The following is a 21,209-nucleotide window of genomic DNA, read 5'->3' as shown; positions in this document are numbered from 1 at the left end:
CCCGCCATGCTGCACATCTTCTGTCCCCACTGCGGCGAGCTGCGCTCCGAAGAGGAATTCCACGCCAAGGGCCAGGCGCACATCCCGCGTCCGCTGGACCCGGGCGCCTGCACCGACGAGGAGTGGGGCGACTACATGTTCTTCCGCGACAACCCCCGTGGCCTGCACCACGAGCTGTGGGTGCACGCGGCCGGCTGCCGCCGCTACTTCAACGTCACCCGCCACACCGTGACCTACGAAATCCTCGAAACCTACAAGATCGGTGAGAAGCCCAGCATCACCGAAGCCACCACCGGCGAGAAGAAAGCAGCGCCTGCAGGAGTAACGGCATGAGCCAGGTCAACCGCCTTCCCAAGGGGGGCCGCGTCGAGCGTGGCCAGCCCCTGACCTTCACCTTCAACGGCCAGAACTACCAGGGCTACGCCGGCGATACCCTCGCCTCGGCCCTGCTGGCCAATGGCGTGGACGTCGTCGGTCGCTCCTTCAAGTACGCCCGCCCGCGCGGCATCGTCGCCGCCGGTGCCGAAGAGCCTAATGCCATCCTCCAGTTGGGCTCCACCGAACAGGCCCAGGTGCCGAACATCCGTGCCACCCAGCAGGCCCTCTACGGCGGCCTGGTGGCCAGCAGCACCAACGGCTGGCCGAGCGTCAACACCGACCTGATGGGCATCCTCGGCAAGGTCGGCGGCGGCATGATGCCGCCCGGGTTCTACTACAAGACCTTCATGTACCCGCAGAACCTGTGGCTGACCTACGAGAAGTACATCCGCAAGGCCGCCGGTCTGGGCCGCTCGCCCACCGAAGTGGACCCGGACATCTACGACCACCTCAACCAGCATTGCGACGTGCTGGTGGTCGGTGCCGGCCCCGCCGGCCTGGCTGCCGCCCTGGCGGCCGGCCGTAGCGGCGCCCGCGTGATCCTCGCCGACGAGCAGGAAGAGTTCGGCGGCAGCCTGCTGGACACCCGCGAAACCCTGGACGGCAAGCCCGCCGCCGAGTGGGTCGCCAAGGCCCTGGCCGAGCTGGCCAGCCTGCCGGAAGTGACCCTGCTGCCGCGCGCCACGGTGAACGGCTACCACGACCACAACTTCCTCACCATCCACCAGCGCCTCACCGACCACCTGGGTGAAGTCGCCCCCCGAGGCCAGGCGCGCCACCGCGTCCACCGCGTGCGCGCCAAGCGCGTGGTGCTGGCCGCTGGCGCCCACGAGCGGCCGCTGGTGTATGCCAACAACGACGTCCCCGGCAACATGCTGGCCGGTGCCGTCTCCACCTACGTCAACCGCTACGGCGTGGCCCCCGGCCGCGAACTGGTGCTGTCCACCAACAACGACTACGCCTACCGCGTGGTGCTGGACTGGCTGGACGCCGGGCAGAACGTGGTTGCCGTTGCCGACGCCCGCAGCAACCCGCGCGGCGCCTGGGTCGAGGAAGCCCGCGCCCGTGGCGTGCGCATCCTCACCGGCAGCGCCGTGGTCGAGTGCCGTGGCAGCAAGCGTGTCACCGGTGCCCGCATCTGCGCCATCGACGTCAAGGGCCACCGCGTCACCAGCCCTGGCGAAGTGGTGGACTGCGACCTGATCGTCAGCTCCGGCGGCTACAGCCCCGTGGTGCACCTGGCTTCCCACCTGGGCGGCAAGCCCACCTGGCGCGAAGACATCCTGGCCTTCGTGCCCAGCGAGGGCGGCTTCCAGAAGCGCCTGTGCGCCGGTGCCGTGAACGGCGTCTTCGGCCTCGGTGACGTCCTCGCCGACGGCTACGAAGCCGGTGCCAAGGCCGCTGCCGAAGCCGGCTTCAAGCCGGTGGAAGGCGTCGTGCCCAAGGCCGCCATCCGTCACGAGGAACCCACCCTGGCGCTGTTCCAGGTGCCCCACGACAAGTCCACCGCCCGTGCGCCGAAGCAGTTCGTCGACCTGCAGAACGACGTCACCGCCGCCGGCATCGAGCTGGCCACCCGCGAGGGCTTCGAATCGGTCGAGCACGTCAAGCGCTACACCGCGCTGGGCTTCGGCACCGACCAGGGCAAGCTGGGCAACATCAACGGCCTGGCCATCGCCGCCCGTTCGATGGACATCAGCGTCGCCGAGATGGGCACCACCATGTTCCGCCCGAACTACACCCCGGTGACCTTCGGCGCCGTGGCCGGGCGTCACTGCGGCCACCTGTTCGATCCCAAGCGCTACACCGCCATGCACAGTTGGCACCTGGCCCAGGGCGCCGAGTTCGAGGACGTCGGCCAGTGGAAGCGCCCCTGGTACTTCCCGAAGAACGGCGAGGACCTGCACGCCGCCGTGGCCCGCGAATGCAAGGCCGTGCGCGAGAGCGTGGGCATCCTCGATGCCTCCACCCTCGGCAAGATCGACATCCAGGGCCCGGACGCCCGTGAGTTCCTCAACCGTGTCTACACCAACGCCTGGACCAAGCTGGACGTGGGCAAGGCCCGCTACGGCCTGATGTGCAAGGAAGACGGCATGGTCTTCGACGACGGCGTCACCGCCTGCGTCGGCGACAACCACTTCATCATGACCACCACCACCGGCGGCGCCGCCCGCGTCATGGAGTGGCTGGAGCTTTACCACCAGACCGAGTGGCCGGAGATGAAGGTGTACTTCACCTCAGTCACCGACCACTGGGCCACCATGACCCTGTCCGGCCCCAACAGCCGCAAGCTGCTGGCCGAGGTCACCGACATCGACCTGGACAAGGACGCCTTCCCCTTCATGAGCTGGAAGGAGGGCAAGGTGGGTGGCGTGCCGGCGCGGGTGTTCCGCATCTCCTTCACCGGTGAGCTGTCCTATGAAGTGAACGTGCAGGCCGACTACGCCCTCGGCGTGTGGAAGCAACTGATCGAGGCCGGCAAGAAGTACAACCTGACCCCCTACGGCACCGAGACCATGCACGTGCTGCGGGCCGAGAAGGGCTTCATCATCGTCGGCCAGGACACCGACGGCTCGGTCACCCCGGACGACCTGGGCATGGGCTGGTGCGTCGGCCGCAACAAGCCGTTCTCCTGGATCGGCTGGCGCGGCATGAACCGCGAGGACTGCCTGCGCGAGGACCGCAAGCAACTGGTGGGCCTCAAGCCGCTGGACCCGAACAAGGTCCTGCCGGAAGGCGCACAGCTGGTGTTCGATCCCAAGCAGGCCATCCCGATGACGATGGTCGGCCACGTGACCTCCAGCTACATGAGCGCCAGCCTGGGCTATCCCTTCGCCCTGGCCATGGTCAAGGGTGGCCTCAAGCGCATGGGTGAGCGGGTCTTCGCGCCCCTGGCCGACGGCAGCGTGATCGAAGCCGAAATCTGCAGCTCCGTGTTCTATGACCCCAAAGGGGATCGCCAGAATGTCTAACGTCAACGTCTACGAACAACGCCCGGGCAACATCCAGGGCGAGTCGCCCCTGCACCACGCCGGCCTCGACGAGCTGGCGCGCAAGGGCAAGGCCAGCGCCGGCGTCGTGCTGCGCGAGAAGAAGCTGCTGGGTCACCTGGTGATCCGTGGCGAAGCCAGCGACCCGGCCTTCGCCGGCGGCGTGCACAAGGCCCTGGGCCTGGAGCTGCCGGTGGCGCTGACCCTGGTGGCCAACGGCGACACCTCGCTGCAGTGGCTGGGCCCGGATGAGTGGCTGCTGATCGTCCCCGGTGGCCAGGAGTTCGCCACCGAGCAACGCCTGCGCGAGGCGCTGGACGGCCAGCACATCGCCGTGGTCAACGTCAGCGGCGGCCAGACCCTGCTGGAGCTGAGCGGGCCGAAGGTGCGCGAGCTGCTGATGAAGTCCACCTCCTATGACGTGCACCCGAGCAACTTCCCGGTGGGCAAGGCGGTGGGCACCCACTTCGCCAAGGCCACGGCGGTGATCCGCCACACCGGCGAAGACACCTGGGAGCTGGTGGTGCGTCGCAGCTTCTCCGACTACCTCTGGCTCTGGCTGCAGGACGCCAGCGCCGAGTACGGGCTGGCGATCAAGGCGTGAGATGGAGGGTGGACGGCGTCGTTGCCGTCCACCGCAGGCCAGCTCAGGTGGAGGGGTGAAGCGTCCTCCCCCCTGCGCCCCCTGACAGCATGGATTACCGAGACCCCGACATGAGCCGCACCCCCGATACCTGGATCCTCACCGCCCACTGCCCCAGCGTGCTCGGCACGGTGGACGCGGTGACCGGCTACCTGTTCGAGCAGCGCTGCTACGTCACCGAGCACCATTCGTTCGATGACCGGTTGTCCGCACGCTTCTTCATCCGCATCGAGTTCCGCCAGCCCGACGGCTTCGACGAGGCTGCCTTCCGTGCCGGTCTGGCCGCCCGCGTGGCGCCCTTCGACATGCAGGTGGAACTGACCCCGCCGGGCTACCGCGCCAAGGTGGTGATCATGGTCTCCAAGGCCGACCACTGCCTGCACGACCTGCTCTACCGCCAGCGCATCGGCCAACTGGCGATGGACGTGATGGCCGTGGTGTCCAACCACCCCGACCTGGAGCCGCTGGCCCGCTGGCACGGCATCCCCTACCACCACTTCCCCCTCGACCCCAACGACAAGCCCGCCCAGGAGCGGCGCGTGCTGCAGGTGATCGAGGACACCGGTGCCGAGCTGGTGGTGCTCGCCCGCTACATGCAGGTGCTGTCGCCCGAGCTGTGCCGGCGCCTGGATGGCTGGGCCATCAACATCCACCACTCCCTGCTGCCCGGCTTCAAGGGCGCCAAGCCCTACCACCAGGCCTACCAGAAGGGGGTCAAGCTGGTGGGCGCCACAGCCCACTACATCAACAACGATCTGGACGAGGGCCCGATCATCACCCAGGGCGTCGAACCGGTGGACCACGCCCACTACCCCGAGGACCTGGTGGCCAAGGGGCGTGACATCGAATGCCTGACCCTGGCCAAGGCGGTGGGCTACCACATCGAGCGCCGCGTGTTCCTCAACGCCAACCGCACCGTGGTGCTGTGAACCCACAGACGTAGCCCGGACCTAAGCCCGGGAGCGGGCCTCGCCCCGGACTGAGGTCCGGCTACAGACTTCGGCAGCCGCCCTGCCAGTTCCACCCGGCGGCTCCGGCAACAGACACAAGCTCCAGTACAAGGCCGCGTGGCCCAGGCCGCGCCTTTGTATCCACAACAACAAAGGAGATTCATGCATGTCTGGTAATCGTGGTGTCGTTTATCTCGGAGCGGGCAAGGTCGAAGTGCAGAAGATCGACTACCCGAAGATGCAGGACCCCCGTGGCAGGAAGATCGAGCACGGCGTGATCCTGAAGGTCGTCTCCACCAACATCTGCGGCTCGGACCAGCACATGGTGCGCGGCCGCACTACCGCCCAGGTCGGCCTGGTGCTCGGTCACGAAATCACCGGCGAGGTGGTGGAGAAGGGCAGCGACGTCGAGAACCTGAAGATCGGTGACCTGGTGTCCGTGCCCTTCAACGTCGCCTGCGGCCGGTGCCGCTCCTGCAAGGAGATGCACACCGGCGTCTGCCTGACCGTCAACCCGGCCCGCGCCGGCGGCGCCTACGGCTACGTCGACATGGGCGACTGGACCGGCGGCCAGGCCGAGTACGTGCTGGTGCCCTACGCCGACTTCAACCTGCTGAAGCTGCCCGAGCGCGACAAGGCGATGGAGAAGATCCGCGACCTGACCTGCCTCTCCGACATCCTGCCCACCGGCTACCACGGAGCCGTCACCGCCGGCGTCGGCCCGGGCTCCACCGTCTACGTGGCCGGTGCCGGCCCGGTGGGCCTGGCTGCTGCCGCCTCCGCCCGCCTGCTGGGCGCGGCCGTGGTCATCGTCGGCGACGTCAACCCGGTGCGCCTGGCCCACGCCAAGGCCGTCGGTTTCGAGATCGCCGACCTGTCCAAGGACACCCCGCTGCACGAGCAGATCGCCGACCTGCTGGGCGAGCCGGAAGTGGATTGCGCCGTCGACGCCGTGGGCTTCGAAGCCCGAGGCCACGGCCATGCCGGTGCCCAGCAAGAAGCCCCGGCCACCGTGCTCAACTCGCTGATGCAGGTCACCCGCGTGGCCGGCAAGATCGGCATCCCCGGCCTCTACGTCACCGAAGACCCGGGCGCCGTGGACGCCGCCGCCAAGATCGGCAGCCTGAGCATCCGTTTCGGCCTCGGCTGGGCCAAGTCCCACAGCTTCCACACCGGCCAGACCCCGGTGATGAAATACAACCGCCAGCTCATGCAGGCCATCATGTGGGACCGCATCAACATCGCCGAAGTGGTGGGCGTGCAGGTCATCAGCCTGGATGACGCGCCCCGTGGCTACGGCGAGTTCGATGCCGGCGTGCCGAAGAAATTCGTCATCGACCCGCACAGGACCTTCAGCGCCGCCTGACGCCTGAGCCGCAACCCCTGGTGCTGCGTTCTAGCGGCGCAGTACCTGTCCTTCGAGGAGCCATGACGGCTCCTCTTTTTTATCGACGGCGGATGGGGGGCCGGGCGTTTGCCCGGGGCTGCGGTCAGCGCACCAGGTGCAGGAACTGCAGGTGCCGCTCGTACTGGTCGAGCATGTCGTCGATCACCTGCTGGCGGCTGTAGCCCACCAGGTCGTAGTCCTGGCTGCCCTCGGCCAGGTGCACCTCGGCACGGTAGTAGCGGCGGTTCTGGCGGTTGCGCGCGTCCAGCCCGGCGACGGCGAAGGAGGGCGTGAAGTAGCCGCGCATCACCACCCGGTAGAGGAACGGGTGTTCCTCGCCATGTACCACCTCCAGGCTCAGGCTGGCGCCGGCCGGGTCCATGTGGGTTTCCACCGTCAGGCCACGGGTGCGGAACTGCTCGGCGAGGGCCTCCATGGCCGGCCGCACCTGTTCCTCCATGAAGCGGTACACCTCGTCCCGCGAGGGGAAGTGCACCGCCTGGGCCAGGCGCTGGCGCCAGCCGCTGCGGCGACGGGGCGAGCGCTGGTCCACCGGCGAGGGCGCATGCAGGCGGGCACGCTGGCGCTGGGACTCCAGGTAGAAGGCCTTGTGCAGCCCCCACATCATCAGCAGCAGGATCAGCGAGAAGGGCAGGGAGGTGAGCACCACCGCGGACTTCAGCGCGTCGATGCTGCCGGCGAACAGCAGGCCGATGGTGATCAGCGCGATCAGTGCGCCCCAGAACACCCGCAGCCAGCGCGGGCCGTCTTCGTCCACCGCACCGCCCCGGGAGGAGAGGGTGGAGAGCACCACGGTGCCCGAGTCGGCTGAGGTGACGAAGAACACGAAGCTGATGAACACCGTCACGGCGATCACCGCGCGGCTCCACGGGTAGCTTTCCAGCAGGTGGTAGATGGCCATGGACGGTTCGTTCACCGCCACCGTGGCGAGGTCGCTGGTGCCGTTGAAGGCCTGCTCCAGGGCACTGTTGCCGAAGATCGACATCCACGCCAGGGTGAAGCCCAGGGGAATGAACAGCACGCCGAAGACGAATTCGCGGATCGTCCGACCGCGGGAAATCCGCGCGATGAACAGCCCGACGAAGGGCGCCCAGGCGATCCACCAGGCCCAGTAGAACACCGTCCAGTCGCCCAGCCAGCGGGTGCCGCCGTCGTAGGCGTAGAGGTCGAAGCTCTTGGTCGGCAGCGCGCCCAGGTAGTCGCCGAGGTTCTGCACCAGCATGTTCAGCAGGTGCTGGGTGGGCCCGGCGAAGAGCACGAACAGCAGCAGCGAGCAGGCCAGCAGCATGTTGACGTCGGACATCACCCGCACGCCCTTCTCCACGCCGCTGACGGCGACGATCACGGCGGCACCCATCATCAGCACGATCAGCGCCACCTGCACCCACTGGTCGTGGGGGATGCCGAACAGGTAGTCCAGGCCGGCATTGAGGTGCAGCACGCCGAAGCCCATGTCGGCGCCCAGGCCGAACACCGTGGCGATGATGCCGAAGGCGTCCACGGTGTAGCCGATGGGGCCGTTGATGCGCTTGCCGATCAGCGGGTACAGCGCCGAACGCAGGGCCAGCGGCAGGTTGTGGCGGTAGGCGAAGTAGGCCAGGGCCATGGCCACCAGGGCGAACACGCCCCAGCCGTGCAGGCCCCAGTGCAGGAACAGCAGCTGCATGGCCTGGCGCGCGGCTTCGCTGCCGCCGGCCTCGCCCTTGGGCGGCTGGGCGAAGTGGGTCAGCGGCTCCGACACGCAGAAGAAGAACAGGGTGATGCTGATGCCGGCGGCGAACAGCATGCCGGCCCAGGACAGGTAGCTGAACTCGGGCTCGTCGTGGTCGGCACCGAGCTTGATCCGGCCATAGCCGGACAGCGCGGTGACCACCACGAAGACCAGGTACAGCGTCATCGCCAGCAGGTAGTACCAGCCGACGCTGCCGGAGGCCCAGGCCTGGGTGCGGGCGAGCCATTCACCGGCCTGTTCGGCGAACAGGGTGGCAGCCAGGCCGAAGATGAGGACAAAGGCCGCCGAGCCGATCAGCACCGGGGCGTTCATGCGCAGGGATGGGGTGGAAGCTGGGGTCGAGGTGGTCACAGGGTTCCCCCTGTGTGGGTGGTCGAGGGTGTCGGCAAGCGGCATCTCCTTTAACGCGGATTCGGGCATTCGGGTGAGAGTGCGGGAGCGGGTGCGGGGTTCCTTTTAAATTGATCGGGCGTTCAATATAAACACGCTAAAGCGCGCCAACGCCAATGGCGGCGCGCTCTACAGCCATTTCAGACAAGGCATCAGGCCGGGTGGTACGGGGGCTGCGACGCTTCGTCGGAAAGCGCAGCGGGGCGGGCCGGGCGAGCGCCCGGCCGCGAGCGTCAGCCGTGCAGTTCGCTGCGCAACTGGTGGATGCGGGCGTCCTTTTCGGACCACAGGCGGGTCACCCAGTCCTGCAGGTACTGGCGGAACACCGGGTCGTTCTCGTAGTCGCCCTGCCACAGGGACGGGTCAAGGTCGCGGGTCTGGATATCGACGATCACCCACGGCACCTGGCCCGACACCAGCGCCCAGAAGCCCGGCACCTGCTGGCCGGGGTAGATCAGCGTGACGTCGAGGATCGCATCCAGTTGCTCACCCAGGGTCGCCAGCACGAAGGCCACGCCGCCCGCCTTGGGTTTGAGCAGGTAGCGAAAAGGGGAGCCCTGCTGGGCCTGCTTGGCGGGGGTGAAGCGGGTGCCCTCCAGGTAGTTCACCACGGTGACCGGCAGGCGCTTGAACTTCTCGCAGGCGGCCTTGGTGATCTCCAGGTCCTTGCCCTTCATTTCCGGGTGTTTCGCCAGGAAGGCCTTGGAGTAACGCTTCATGAAGGGGTAGTCCAGCGCCCAGAACGCCAGGCCGATGAAGGGCACCCAGATCAGCTCCTGCTTGAGGAAGAACTTGAAGTAGGGCGCCTTGCGGTTGAAGGCCTGCACCAGCGCGGGGATGTCCACCCAGGACTGGTGGTTGGACACCACCAGGTAAGAGGTGTCGTTGCGCAGGCCGTCGCCGCCGCGGATGTCCCAGCGGGTGGGGGTGAGCAGGGCGAAGATGCGCTTGCAGTTCTCCGCCCAGGCCTCGGCGATGCCCATCACCGCGCGGGAGCAGGCGTCCTTGAGTGCCTGGCCGGGGAGCACCAGCTTGAGCAGGGCGATCAGCAGCATCGGGCCGATCAGGGCCAGGGTGTTGATCAGCACGAGGAGGATGGTGGTGATACCGGTCAGCAGCGCCCTCATGGGTCCTTGGCTCCTTGGCCTGTGGATGGCGTTGCCATGATACGCAGGCGTGAACGGCTGCCAAGACACTCGTCGCCTTCCTCGGCTAAAGTCAGGCACAGCGGCTGTCCAGGCCACTGGCCATGAGGCATCATCGCCCTCGGTCCAGTTTTCCCGTGTGTTTCCATCGGTGTCCATCGTGTTGAAGAAGATCGCTGTGTCGGACCTGCGTCCGGGCATGTACGTTCAGGAACTCTGCGGCTCATGGATGGACCACCCCTTCTGGAAGAGCAGCTTTCTGCTGAAGTCGCAGAAGGACCTGGCGCGCATTCTCGACAGCGCCGTCACCGAAGTCTGGATCGACACCGCCAAGGGTCTCGACCTGTCCCCTGAGCAGGCCGCTGCCCAGGTCACGGCCGAACAGGCCAACGAGGAAGCCGACGCCCAGTTGCTGGCTGCCAACCACCCCGACAGCACTGCCGTGCGCCCCGTCAGCCTGGAAGACGAGGTGGCCCGGGCCGTGGCGCTGTGCGAGCGCTCCCGCGCCGCCGTCATGGACATGTTCAAGGACGCCCGGCTCGGCCAGGTGGTGGAGCTGAGCCAGGCCGACGGGCTGGTGGAGGAAATCTCCGCCTCGGTGCTGCGCCACCCCAACGCCCTCATCAGCCTCGCGCGGCTGAAGAACTCCGACGAATACACCTACATGCACTCGGTGGCCGTCTGCGCCCTGATGATCGCCCTGGCCCGCCAGCTCGGCCTGCCCGAGCCTCAGGTGCGCGAGGCCGGGCTCGCCGGGCTGCTCCACGACATCGGCAAGATGGCCGTGCCCAACGCCGTGCTGAACAAGCCCGGCAAGCTCACCGACAGCGAGTTCGCCACCATGCGCGGCCACCCCATGGCCGGCGCGCGCATCCTGCTGGAGAGCCACCAGGTCAGCGCGCTGGTGCTGGACGTGTGCCTGCACCACCACGAGAAGTTCGACGGCAGCGGCTACCCCCATCACCTGGCTGGCGAGCAGATCAGCCTGCTGGCGCGGATGGGCGCGGTGTGCGACGTGTACGACGCCATCACCTCCGACCGCCCCTACAAGAAGGGCTGGGACCCGGCCGAGTCCCTGCACAAGATGGCCGAGTGGACCAAGGGTCACTTCGACCCCAAGGTCTTCCAGGCCTTCGTCAAATGCGTCGGCATCTACCCCACCGGCTCCCTGGTGCGCCTGGAGAGCGGGCGCCTCGGCGTGGTGCTGGAGCAGGGCAGCGGCTCCCTGCTGATGCCCAAAGTGCGGGTGTTCTTCTCCGCCCGCTCCAGGGTGCCGATCCCCCAGGAGGTGATCGACCTTGCCACCATGCAGGGCCGCGACCGCATCGTCGCCCGCGAATCCCCCGAGGACTGGGGCTTCCGCAACCTCGAGGAACTCTGGGGCGGGGTACGCCTGAAGAAATTGGGCGGGTAGACTGCAGCCCCGCTGCCGAACCAAAGGCCCGTTGCGCCGGTCCCAGAACCTGCCGGCGCATGTGCCCCGTCGACAGATCCGCCCACCGCGCGCCACGCCGAGGAGACCGATTTGAAACCCTTGCTCGCCCTGCTGACCCTGCTCGCCCTGCCGGTATTCGCTGCCCAAGAGCCCGACCTCTACGGCCGCTACGAATACATCCGCCTGCCCGAGATCGGCCAGACCCTCAAGGCCAAGATGGACACCGGCGCCCTTACCGCCTCCCTCTCGGCCAAGGACATCGAGCGCTTCAAGCGCGACGGCGAGGAGTGGGTGCGCTTCCGCCTGGCCACCAAGGACGCCGACGACACCCTCTACGAGCACCGCCTGGCGCGCATCAGCAAGATCAAGACCCGTGCCGAGGAAGCTGGCGACGAAGAGGATGACGAGCGCGAGAAGGCCGACCCGTCCAAGCGCCCAGTCATCGAGCTGGACATGTGCCTGGGTGACACCCAGCGTACCGTCGAGGTCAACCTCACCGACCGCAGCAGCTTCAACTACCCCCTGCTGATCGGCGCCAAGGCGCTGCGCGAGTTCCGCGCTGCCATCTACCCCGGTCGCAAGTACACCGCCGGCAAGCCGCAGTGCTGAACCGTCGGCCCGGGCGGGATTGACGCCGCCCCGGCCCGGCGGCACCCTGCCGGCTTTCCAGCCGCCTCGCACGGACGCCATGCCCAGCATCCTCATCGTCGAAGACGAAGCCGCCATCGCCGACACCCTCGTCTACGCCCTGCAATCCGAAGGCTTCACCGTCACCTGGCTCAGCCTGGCGGGCGAGGCCCTGGAGCGCCTGGCCCACGAGCCCTTCGACCTGGTCATCCTTGACGTCGGCCTGCCCGACATCAGTGGCTTCGAGGCCTGCCGCCGGCTGCGGCGCTTTTCCGAAGTGCCGGTGATCTTCCTCACCGCCCGCGATGCCGAGATCGACCGCGTGGTGGGCCTGGAGATCGGCGCCGACGACTACGTGGTCAAGCCCTTCAGCCCCCGCGAAGTGGCCGCCCGGGTCCGCGCCATCCTCAAGCGCATGACCCCCCGCGAGCCCGCCCCGGTCGCCCCCGCATCCCCTGCCGGCGACGGCCCCTTCCAGGTGGACCTGGAGCGCTTCCGCATCCACTACCACGGCCAGTTGCTGGCCCTGACCCGCCACGAATTCCGCCTGCTGCAGCACCTGCTCGGCCAGCCGGAACGGGTGTTCAGCCGCGAGCAACTGCTCGACGCCCTCGGCGTGGCCAGCGACGCCGGCTACGAGCGCAGCATCGACAGCCACATCAAGAGCCTGCGCGCCAAGCTGCGCCAGGTCGCCGATGCCGAGCCGATCCAGACCCACCGCGGGCTCGGCTACAGCTACGACCCCCGCGCCTGAGCCCATCCGGGCCCCGAGGACCTGCCATGCCACTGGGCATCCGAATCTTCCTGGTCTACTTCCTCTTCGTCGGCCTGGCCGGCTACTTCGTGCTCAGCACCGTGATGGACGAGATCCGCCCCGGCGTGCGCCAGTCCACCGAGGAAACCCTGGTGGACACCGCCAACCTGCTGGCCGAGATCCTCCGTGACCCGGTGCGCGACGGCACCCTCACCCAGAGCAACCTGCCCGAGCTGCTCAAGGCCTACGGCAAGCGCCAACCCGGCGCCGAGATCTGGGGCGTGCGCAAGACCGAAGTCAACCACCGCATCTACGTCACCGACGGCACCGGCCGCGTGCTGCTGGATTCCACCGGCCGGGCCGTGGGCCAGGACTACTCCGGCTGGAACGACGTCCTGCTGACCCTGCGCGGCCAGTACGGTGCCCGCTCCACCCGAGAAGACCCGACCGACCCCGATTCCTCGGTGATGTACGTGGCAGCGCCGATCCGTGCCGATGGGCAGATCATCGGCGTGGTCTCGGTGGCCAAGCCCAACCGCTCGCTGCAGCCCTACATCTACCGCTCCCAGGTGCGCCTGGCCTGGCTCGGCGCCGGCCTCATCGTCCTCGGGCTGCTGATCGGCGGCCTGCTCTCCTGGTGGCTCAGCGGCTCCCTGCGGCGCCTGACCCGCTACGCCCAGGCCGTCAGCGAAGGGCAACGGGCCGAACTGCCCAGCCTCAGCGGCGGCGAACTGACCAAGCTGGCCCGCGCCGTGGAGCGCATGCGCACCGAACTGGAGGGCAAGGCCTACGTCGAGCGCTACGTGCACACCCTGACCCATGAACTGAAGAGCCCCCTGGCAGCCATCCGGGGCGCCGCCGAACTGCTGGAGGGCGACATGCCCGCCGAGCAACGGCAACGCTTCGTCGCCAACATCGCCGGCGAGGGCGCGCGCCTGCAGCAACTGATCGAACGCCTGCTGTACCTGGCCCAGGTCGAGCAGCGCCAGGGCCTGGAAGAGCGCGTCAGCGTGCCGGTGGCGCCGATGGTGGATGAGCTGGTGCAGGCCCAGGCGGCGCGCATCGAATCCGCCGGCCTGCGCGTCGAAGACGCCATCGGCGACGACGTGGAGGTGAAGGGGGAGCGCTTCCTGCTGCGCCAGGCCCTGGCCAACCTGCTGGACAATGCCCTGGACTTCACGCCCCCCGGCGGCCTCATCCGCTTCGCTGCCGAGCGCGAGGGCAGCCACTGGACGCTGTGCCTGTTCAACCAGGGCGACGCCATCCCCGACTACGCCCTGGCCCGCCTCACCGAACGCTTCTACTCCCTGCCGCGCCCCGGCAGCGGGCGCAAGAGCACCGGCCTCGGCCTCAACTTCGTGCAGGAAGTGGCCAACCTGCACGGCGGCGCCCTGCGGGTGGAAAACCGCGACGGCGGCGTCGAAGTCCGCCTGCGGCTGCCCGCTGCCTGAACGCCTGCGCACCCTCCTGGTGCCGATCAGCGCCCCGTATCGACGCGACGCACCTCGTGCCAGGCCCCGGCCCCGCGTGGTGGGTCGATGGAACGCGACCCACCCTACAACCGCCCCCGTGCTCAACCCCGCGAGGGTGGGTGGCGCTTTTCCCATCCACCAACGGAGCTGGGGCGTAGCCCGGGCTTCAGCCCGGGAGGGGAGGGTTCTACTGGGACGCCGCTGGGTTCTTCGCGTACTTCGTCAGCACGCCCTGCCAGAACGCCGGGAAGCCCTCGCTGAAGCGGGTGAGCGCGGCTTTTTCGGCGCGGATTTTCGACTCGGCCACGGCGTCTTCGGTGGACCAGGTGCTGGCGCGCTGCTCCTCCTGCGCGGTGGCTTCGGTCGAGCCGTAGATGTAGCCGCTGCGTACATCCACCAGAATGCCGGCCACGGTGCTGGTGACATGGGCCTGGTGATTGGGCAGGAAGCCCAGCGACACCGCCGTCAGTGGGCCCAGCGGGGTGCTGTCGACATAGAAGCGGGTGTCCACGGTGTAGACCAGCAGCAGGTCCGAGCGCATGTGGGCGGCCGGGAGGCGCAGGTCCTTCAGGCTCTTCATGTCATCGGGGACCAGCAAGCGGCTCAGGGGAGCGACCTGGCTGATCTGCGGCTGCTCGGCGATGCGCGCGAGGTCCGCGTCGGATTCGATGTCGCGGGTCTGCACCACCTCGAATCCGTCCCGGTAGAGGCTGGCCACGCGGACGATGCTCAGTTGGGCCGGGAAGGGGCTGGCAGGTTTCTTGCTGAACAGCTCCTCGATGTCGGTGTCGTCGATGCCGGCCAGGGGAACGCCATGGCTGGGCGTGACATAGCTTTTGCTGGAGCAACCGCCGAGCATGAGCAACGACAGGACGGCGAAGGTGCAGAGGGTTTTGCGGGGCTGCATGGAATCTCCATTTCCGAAAGGCCAGGAGGGCCGAGTGCGGCGATTCTGTCGCTTCTTGCAGGTGCCCACAATTGACTATTCTCAGTTCGTCGCCGTGATGGAACGCCGTGCGCAAATAACGAAAGAAACCGGGAGCAGCCTATGAAGACCGTCGCCGAAATACTGCGGGGCAAAGCCCACACGACCCTCTACCGCGTGGACCCCACCACCACCGTGCTGGAAGCGGCCGAGCTGATGGCCGAGAAAGGCATCGGTGCCGTGCTGGTGATGGAGCGCGACGAACTGGTGGGCATCGTCACCGAGCGCGACTACGTGCGCCGGGTGGCCGCCAAGGACCGCTCCTCCTACGGCACCGAGGTGCAGGAAGTCATGACCTCCAACCTCTACGTGGTCGGTCCGAAGGACAGCAACCAGTTCTGCATGCAACTGATGACCGAGAAGAACCTGCGCCACTTGCCGGTGCTGGACGAAGGCAAGGTGATCGGCCTGCTGTCGATCCGCGACCTGGTGCGCGACATCACCGCCGAGCAGGAAAGCCTGATCCAGCACCTGGAGCAGTACATTCGCGGCGCGTGCTGATCGCCCGGCCCCGTCTCCCGTAGGGTGGGCTTCAGCCCACCGTCAGCCATCGTTCCGCTCAGGGTGATCGGCCGGCAGGATCGCGCCGCGATCCCGGCTCTTCACCCAATTCCCACACAAACTCCACATTCCCCCCATAGCCCCACCCCAGGCGCGCTCCAGACTTTCCCCATCGAACACACGAGGAGAGTCCGAGATGACCCGAACCCTGGGCTTCAAGCTGGGCGCCATCGCCCTGCTGATCCTGCTGCTGCTGATCCCGCTGCTGATGATCGACGGCCTGATCGACGAGCGTCAGATGGCCCGCGACAGCGTGCAGGCCAACATCGCGCAGAGTTCCAGCTACGCCCAGCAGGTGACCGGCCCGCTGCTGGTGGTGCCGTTCCGCCGCACCGTGCGCGAGTGGAAGACCCACGAGAAGACCGGTCAGCGCTACCTGGACGAGCGTGAGCAGCGCGGCCGGCTGTTCTTCCTGCCCGAGCGCTTCCACCTGCAGGGTGACGTCGACACCCAGTTGCTGACCCGTGGCATCTACCAGGCCCGCCTGTACAAGAGCGACAGCCGCATCAGTGGTGAATTCGCCGTGCCGGCGCATTTCGGCATCGAGGAAGGGCTGGAGGACTACCAGTTCGAGACCCCGTTCCTGGCGGTGGGCATCAGCGACATCCGTGGCATCAACAACGCCCTCAAGCTGGAACTGAACGGCCGCAGCCTGGACTTCCAGCCCGGCAGCGGTGACCCGATCCTGGCCAGCGGCGTGCATGTACCGCTGCCCCACCTGGCCAGCGGCGAGGCCCAGACCCTCAGCTACGGCTTCACCCTCAACCTGCAGGGCACCGGATCGCTGCACATCACCCCGGTGGGGCGTGACAGCCAGGTGGAGCTGAAGTCGCCCTGGCCGCACCCCAGCTTCGTCGGCGAGTTCCTCCCCGCCGAGCGCGAAGTGCGCGAGGACGGCTTCACCGCCCGCTGGCAGACCAGCTTCTTCGCCACCGACCTGCAGCAGGCCCTGGCCGACTGCGCCTATGACGACCGTTGCCAGGCCTTCAACAGCCGGGTGTTCGGGGTCAGCTTCGTCGACCCGGTGGACCAGTACCTGAAGAGCGACCGCGCCATCAAGTACGCCCTGCTGTTCATCTGCCTGACCTTCGCCGGCTTCTTCCTGGTGGAGGTGCTCAAGCGCATCAACGTCCACCCGGTGCAGTACGGCCTGGTGGGCCTGGCCCTGGCGTTCTTCTACCTGCTGCTGCTGTCGCTCTCCGAGCACCTGGCGTTCGGCCTGGCCTATGCGCTGTCCGCCTCGGCCTGCGTGCTGCTGGTGGGCATCTACGTCAGCAGCGTGCTGCACAGTTGGGTGCGCGGTGGCGGCTTCACCGCCGGCCTCGCCGCGCTGTACGGGATGCTCTACGGCCTGCTCAGCGCCGAGGACTACGCCCTGCTGATGGGCTCGCTGCTGGTGTTCGGCCTGCTGGCCTGCGTGATGGTGCTGACCCGCAAGCTCGACTGGTACGCCGTTGGCCGCCCCGTCGCTCCGTCCCAAACCCCGATCCAGGCCTGAGCCCAGGCGATCCCCGACCCCCGGCGTGGCACCCGCCGCGCCGCCTACTGAAGGAAGACCCACCATGCGCGCACTGTTCCAGTTCTCCGCCTGCTTCGCCCTCGGGCTGGTGATCTCGGTGTTCATCCTCGGCGGCCTGATGTTCGCCAACGGCTTCGGCGTCATCGAGATCTGGCTGCTGACCGGCAAGCCCCTGGCCAGCCTGGCCCTCACCGTCATCCCGGACGGCTTCTGGCACGCCCTCACCGGCGTGATGGAGGCCCGCACCAACCCCACCGTCAACTCCTTCCTGCAGATGTGCGCGGCGCTGGCCCAGGTCGCACTGGTGCTGGGCTACGGGCTGTTCCGCCTCTGGTACCGCCGCGATGACGACGAAGAGGAGGCCTGCGATGGGACCGCTCACTGAGGAACGCCGACAGGCCCGACTGCTCGCCGCACGCATCGCCCTGCATTTCCCCGGCTACCAGGTGGCCCCGGAAGGTGTGACTGGCGTGCGGCAGCCGGCCCGGCGGCAAGGGGGCGATCTACGGCCCCAGCCGGGCAGGTGACGGTGCGATGTGTCGGGATTGTAGGGAATCGGTATCAGATGGCTATCAATATCAAATGCAAATAAATATCATCTGCGCCCTTTTCCTACGATCCGGACGCCGATCATGCACCACCCCGCCCATCCCCTCGCCCTTTCCCGACTCGCACTGGGCCTGGCCGCCACCCTGATGGCACCGCTGGCCCTGGCAGCCGGCGCTTCCACCGACCTGCCGGCCATCGAAGTGGAGGGCAAGGGCAGCCAGGACACCCGCACCCGCGAGGTCTCCACCGCCACCCGCACCGCCACGCCGGTACGCTACGTGCCCCAGGCCATCGACTCGGTACGCACCCAGGACGCCCTCAACTACGGCGCCACCCGCATCGGCCAGGTGCTCAGCGGCCTGCCCAACGTCAGTGACGCCAGCGATACCCGCTTCGACGGCCTGCGCATCCGCGGCTTCGACGCCAGCAACGACTTCTACCTCGATGGCCTGCGCGACGACAGCCAGTACACCCGCGACCTGCACAACATCGAGCGCATCGACGTGCTCAAGGGGCCGGCCGCCGTGCTCTACGGGCGTGGCAGCCAGGGTGGCCTGGTCAATCGCATCAGCAAGCAGCCCCAGGCCGGCCTCGGCTCCTCCATCGAGGCGCAACTGGGCAGCCAGGACTACCGCAGCCTGTACGCCGACCTCAGCGCCGACGCCAGCGACGACATCGCCCTGCGCCTGAACCTCGGCGAGCAGGACGCCAACAGCTTCCGCAAGGGCATCGACTCCAGCCGGCAACTGTTCGCCCCGGCCATGAGCTGGCAGCTCAGCCCCGACCTCAACTGGCTGGTGCAGTACGAGTACAGCCGCCACAACCGCACCCCGGACCGGGGCATCCCCGGCCTCAACGGCCGCCCCGCCGACGTCGGCCGCGACACCACCTACGGTGACCCGCAGCGCGACTACATCGACGACAAGGCCCAGTCCCTGCGCTCGCGCCTGACCTACGACCTCAGCCCCGACTGGCAACTGCGCCAGACCCTCGGGCTGTTCATGCTCGACAGCCGTTTCGACAACACCTACGTCACCCGCGTCGATGCCGCCGCCCGCACCGTCGGCCGCGCCCGCTGGCAGCAGGACCTGACCACCCGCAACCTGTTCAACAGCATCGAGCTGGAAGGGCTGGTGATGACCGGCGACATCGAGCACCGCCTGCTTACCGGCGTCGAACTGGGCAGCCAGCAGCGCAACCCGAAGCTCTACACCAACGCCACCGGCGCGGCCAACGCCGTGCCGGCCCTCAGCATCTTCGACCCCGACACCGGCCGCCAGCACACCGGCCGCATGGTCGCCAGCAGCGATGCCCAGCACCACATCGACAGCCGCGCGCTCTACCTGCAGGACCAGGTGCGCCTGAACGAGCACTGGCAGGTGCTGCTCGGCCTGCGCTACGACCACTTCGAGGTGGACTCCGAAAACCGCCTCAATGGCCGCCGCGAACGCCGCGTGGACGACAGCTTCAGCCCCCGCGTCGGGGTGGTCTGGACGCCCGTGCCGGAGCACGCCTTCTACGCCTCGTTCAGCAAGAGCTACGCCCCGGTGGGCGGCGGGCTGATCGGCATCACCGCCGGCGCGGCGAGCAACACCAATACCCTCGACCCGGAACTGACCCGGCAGAAGGAAGTGGGGGTGAAGAGCGACTGGCTCGACGACCGCCTCAGCACCACCTTCGCGCTGTACGAGATCGAGCTGTACAACCGCCGCACCAGCGACCCGAACAACCCCGGCAACGTGCTGCTCTCCGGCCTGCAGCGCTCCCGGGGCGCCGAGCTGACCGCCACCGGGCGCCTGTATGGCAACTGGGTGATGCGCGGCGGCATCGGCCTGCAGGACGCCACCATCGTCAAGGACAACAACGGCTTCGAAGGCAAGCGCATCGGCAACGTCGCCAAGCGCAACGGCAGCCTGTTCATCGGCTGGCAGCCCGAGCAGGGCTTCTACGGCGAGACCGGCGTGACCCTGGTGGGCGACCGCTACGCCGACAACGCCAACACTGTGGTGCTGCCCGGCTACGGCCGCTGGGATGCCTTGCTGGGCTACCGGGTCGAGCACTGGGACCTGCGCGCCGCCCTCACCAACCTGACCGACAAGACCTACTACAGCACCGCCACCAGCGCCGCGCAGATCATGCCCGGCGACCCCCGTACCCTGATGACCACCCTGGCGTATCGCTTCTGATGCGCCCGGCCCTGATCTGGAATGCGCCGTTCCCGGACTGAAGTCCGGGCTACAGCAATCGCCGGGGCTGGGTGTAGGGACCGTTCGTGGTAACGCCGAGTGTCATAGGCGGGCCTTGAACGGCTCCCTTCCGAATCACCGCCATCCGGTCGCGGTTGGGCTCGGCGCCGAGGGTTCGCCTCCCGGCTCAGCGGCGCTGCAGGAAGGGGCGCAGGGCGAGGGCGACCGGGATGCCCAGGCCGATCCAGGCCAGGGCGTCCCAGATGCCATCGCCGAGCAGTGCGCCCACCAGGCCGATGGCACTCAGTGCGGCCAGCAGGGCGGGCACGGCGAAGATGCGCGTCAGGTTCATGCCGTGGCCTCCCGCCGGCGTGCCGGGGCGCGTCGGCGCACCCACCACAGGTAGAGCCCGCTGCCGAGCACGACGATGGTCAGCACGTCGAGGGCTGCCCAGAGCAGTTGCATGGGCCGGCCGCCGTAGTCGCCGAAGTGCAGCGGCTGGGACATGGCCAGGGCGTCCATGTACCAGGGGCGCTCGCCGACCGCCGTGACCTCCAGGGTGCGCGCATCGATCAGCACCGGGGTCCACAGGTGCGAGGTGAGGTGACTGCTGCCTTTCATGAACACCGCGTAGTGGTGCTCGCTGGAGAAGCGTGTGCCGGGGAAGGCGATGAAGTCCGCCGCCATGCCCGGCGTTGCCCGGCCGGCGATTTCCAGCAGGCGCGTGGCCGGGGCCCGCTCGGTGAGCGGCGGGGCGTCGTGGTAGGGCTCGACCATAGCGGCCAGGCTCTCATTGCGCCAGGCGGCGATCACCAGGTCGGCGCAGGCGCTGATCACCCCAGTGACGCCAACCACCAGGGCCCAGGTGAGGGTGACGATGCCGATCAGGTTGTGCAGGTCCAGCCAGCGGGTGCGGGGGGAACGGTCGCGGCGCACGGTGCCGAATTCCAGGCGGCGCATGAAGGGTGCATAGAGCACCACGCCGGAGACGATCGCGACCACGAACAGAAGGCCCATGAAGGCCAGCAGCAGCTTGCCCGGCAGCCCGGCGAACAGGTCCACGTGCAGGCGCAGCATGGTCATCATGAAGCCGCCGTTGGCCGAGGGCATGGCCACCGGCTCGCCGCTGCGGGCGTCGAGCATGAAGGTGTGGGAAGCGTTGGGTTCGGTGCCGGCGGTGGCGGCGGTGATGGCTACCACGCCGTTGGGCTCGTCGTCTTCCCAGCCCAGGTACTGCACCACCTCGCCGGGGCGGTGGTCTTCGGCAGCCTGCACCAGTTGCTGCAGGTCGAGGCGCGGCGCATCGGCCGGCATCTCGCGCAGCACCGGGGCGTCGCCCAGCAGGTGGTCGATCTCGTGGTGGAAGATCAGCGGCAGGCCGGTCAGTGCCAGGAGCAGCAGGAAGGCCGTGCAGATCAGGCTGCTCCAGGTGTGCACCTGGGACCAGCGGCGGAGGGTGGTGGTTTTCATGATCCGTCCAGAAGC

The 21,209-nt window shown here is 68.0% G+C and carries 18 protein-coding genes; 13 read left to right on the top strand and 5 right to left on the bottom strand.

Annotation, left to right across the window (positions count from 1 at the left end; translation table 11 throughout):
• The first annotated feature begins 6 nt into the window (after positions 1 to 6).
• The 5 genes from A9G05_RS00465 to fdhA all read left to right on the top strand — a co-directional run bounded on the left by A9G05_RS00465 (position 7) and on the right by fdhA (position 6,327).
• A complete protein-coding gene (locus tag A9G05_RS00465; RefSeq protein ID WP_044409140.1) occupies positions 7 to 333 on the top strand; it encodes a sarcosine oxidase subunit delta in 327 nt (108 codons plus the stop codon).
• Positions 330 to 3,350 carry a sarcosine oxidase subunit alpha gene (locus A9G05_RS00460; protein ID WP_069559107.1) on the top strand — a complete coding sequence of 1,007 codons (3,021 nt, stop codon included), beginning with the start codon at positions 330 to 332 and terminating at the stop codon, positions 3,348 to 3,350. Before A9G05_RS00465 ends, A9G05_RS00460 begins: the two co-directional genes overlap by 4 nt.
• Positions 3,343 to 3,972 carry a sarcosine oxidase subunit gamma gene (locus A9G05_RS00455; protein ID WP_044409134.1) on the top strand — a complete coding sequence of 210 codons (630 nt, stop codon included), beginning with the start codon at positions 3,343 to 3,345 and terminating at the stop codon, positions 3,970 to 3,972. Before A9G05_RS00460 ends, A9G05_RS00455 begins: the two co-directional genes overlap by 8 nt.
• Before the next feature lie 110 nt (positions 3,973 to 4,082).
• Positions 4,083 to 4,940, top strand: a complete 858-nt coding sequence (purU, locus tag A9G05_RS00450) for a formyltetrahydrofolate deformylase (protein ID WP_069559106.1) — start codon at positions 4,083 to 4,085, stop codon at positions 4,938 to 4,940.
• A 187-nt stretch (positions 4,941 to 5,127) separates the two neighbouring features.
• Positions 5,128 to 6,327, top strand: coding sequence for a formaldehyde dehydrogenase, glutathione-independent (gene fdhA, locus A9G05_RS00445; RefSeq protein WP_069559105.1), 1,200 nt, complete (start codon positions 5,128 to 5,130; stop codon positions 6,325 to 6,327).
• 124 nt (positions 6,328 to 6,451) lie between these two features.
• On the opposite strand, the gene betT is transcribed toward fdhA, so the two are convergent.
• Both betT and A9G05_RS00435 read right to left on the bottom strand, forming a co-directional pair.
• Positions 6,452 to 8,413 carry a choline BCCT transporter BetT gene (betT, locus tag A9G05_RS00440; protein ID WP_218187182.1) on the bottom strand — a complete coding sequence of 654 codons (1,962 nt, stop codon included), beginning with the start codon at positions 8,411 to 8,413 and terminating at the stop codon, positions 6,452 to 6,454.
• A 311-nt stretch (positions 8,414 to 8,724) separates the two neighbouring features.
• Positions 8,725 to 9,618 carry an acyltransferase gene (locus A9G05_RS00435; RefSeq protein WP_069559104.1) on the bottom strand — a complete coding sequence of 298 codons (894 nt, stop codon included), beginning with the start codon at positions 9,616 to 9,618 and terminating at the stop codon, positions 8,725 to 8,727.
• Between the two features lie 178 nt (positions 9,619 to 9,796).
• Between A9G05_RS00435 and A9G05_RS00430 the strand changes: the two genes are divergently transcribed.
• The 4 genes from A9G05_RS00430 (at position 9,797) to creC (ending at position 13,903) form a co-directional block, all read left to right on the top strand.
• Positions 9,797 to 11,050 (top strand): HD-GYP domain-containing protein, encoded by a 1,254-nt coding sequence (locus A9G05_RS00430; RefSeq protein WP_069559235.1) that lies wholly within the window; start codon positions 9,797 to 9,799, stop codon positions 11,048 to 11,050.
• Between the two features lie 111 nt (positions 11,051 to 11,161).
• A complete protein-coding gene (locus A9G05_RS00425; protein ID WP_069559103.1) occupies positions 11,162 to 11,680 on the top strand; it encodes an ATP-dependent zinc protease in 519 nt (172 codons plus the stop codon).
• A gap of 79 nt (positions 11,681 to 11,759) precedes the next feature.
• Positions 11,760 to 12,452 carry a two-component system response regulator CreB gene (creB, locus tag A9G05_RS00420; protein WP_069559102.1) on the top strand — a complete coding sequence of 231 codons (693 nt, stop codon included), beginning with the start codon at positions 11,760 to 11,762 and terminating at the stop codon, positions 12,450 to 12,452.
• A 26-nt stretch (positions 12,453 to 12,478) separates the two neighbouring features.
• A complete protein-coding gene (gene creC / locus A9G05_RS00415; RefSeq protein WP_069559101.1) occupies positions 12,479 to 13,903 on the top strand; it encodes a two-component system sensor histidine kinase CreC in 1,425 nt (474 codons plus the stop codon).
• A gap of 208 nt (positions 13,904 to 14,111) precedes the next feature.
• Here creC and A9G05_RS00410 read toward each other — a convergent pair whose 3' ends face one another.
• The gene (locus tag A9G05_RS00410; RefSeq protein WP_069559100.1) at positions 14,112 to 14,831 is read right to left on the bottom strand and encodes a hypothetical protein; all 720 of its coding nucleotides are present in this window, start codon (positions 14,829 to 14,831) and stop codon (positions 14,112 to 14,114) included.
• Between the two features lie 141 nt (positions 14,832 to 14,972).
• Here A9G05_RS00410 and A9G05_RS00405 point away from each other — a divergent pair, with 141 nt between their 5' ends.
• The 4 genes from A9G05_RS00405 to A9G05_RS00390 all read left to right on the top strand — a co-directional run bounded on the left by A9G05_RS00405 (position 14,973) and on the right by A9G05_RS00390 (position 19,724).
• On the top strand, positions 14,973 to 15,410 hold the full coding sequence (locus tag A9G05_RS00405) for a CBS domain-containing protein (protein ID WP_069559099.1): 438 nt from the start codon (positions 14,973 to 14,975) through the stop codon (positions 15,408 to 15,410).
• A 196-nt stretch (positions 15,411 to 15,606) separates the two neighbouring features.
• Positions 15,607 to 16,968, top strand: coding sequence for a cell envelope integrity protein CreD (gene creD, locus A9G05_RS00400; protein ID WP_069559098.1), 1,362 nt, complete (start codon positions 15,607 to 15,609; stop codon positions 16,966 to 16,968).
• Between the two features lie 64 nt (positions 16,969 to 17,032).
• Entirely contained in the window at positions 17,033 to 17,374 is a 342-nt protein-coding gene (locus A9G05_RS00395) for a hypothetical protein (RefSeq protein ID WP_069559097.1), read from the top strand.
• A gap of 247 nt (positions 17,375 to 17,621) precedes the next feature.
• Positions 17,622 to 19,724 carry a TonB-dependent siderophore receptor gene (locus A9G05_RS00390; RefSeq protein WP_069559096.1) on the top strand — a complete coding sequence of 701 codons (2,103 nt, stop codon included), beginning with the start codon at positions 17,622 to 17,624 and terminating at the stop codon, positions 19,722 to 19,724.
• A 187-nt stretch (positions 19,725 to 19,911) separates the two neighbouring features.
• Here the strand turns inward: A9G05_RS00390 and A9G05_RS27575 are convergent, their stop codons facing one another.
• Positions 19,912 to 20,076, bottom strand: a complete 165-nt coding sequence (locus A9G05_RS27575; RefSeq protein WP_170832279.1) for a hypothetical protein — start codon at positions 20,074 to 20,076, stop codon at positions 19,912 to 19,914.
• Positions 20,073 to 21,194, bottom strand: a complete 1,122-nt coding sequence (locus A9G05_RS00385) for a PepSY domain-containing protein (protein WP_069559095.1) — start codon at positions 21,192 to 21,194, stop codon at positions 20,073 to 20,075. The genes A9G05_RS27575 and A9G05_RS00385 overlap by 4 nt, the downstream gene beginning before the upstream one ends.
• Between the last annotated feature and the right edge of the window lie 15 nt (positions 21,195 to 21,209).

Source organism: Pseudomonas sp. ENNP23 (assembly GCF_001728945.1).
Taxonomy (GTDB): Bacteria; Pseudomonadota; Gammaproteobacteria; order Pseudomonadales; family Pseudomonadaceae; genus Metapseudomonas; species Metapseudomonas otitidis.
The sequence above is the reverse complement of the archived record's forward strand: the minus strand, read 5'-3'. Positions and strand labels throughout refer to the sequence as shown.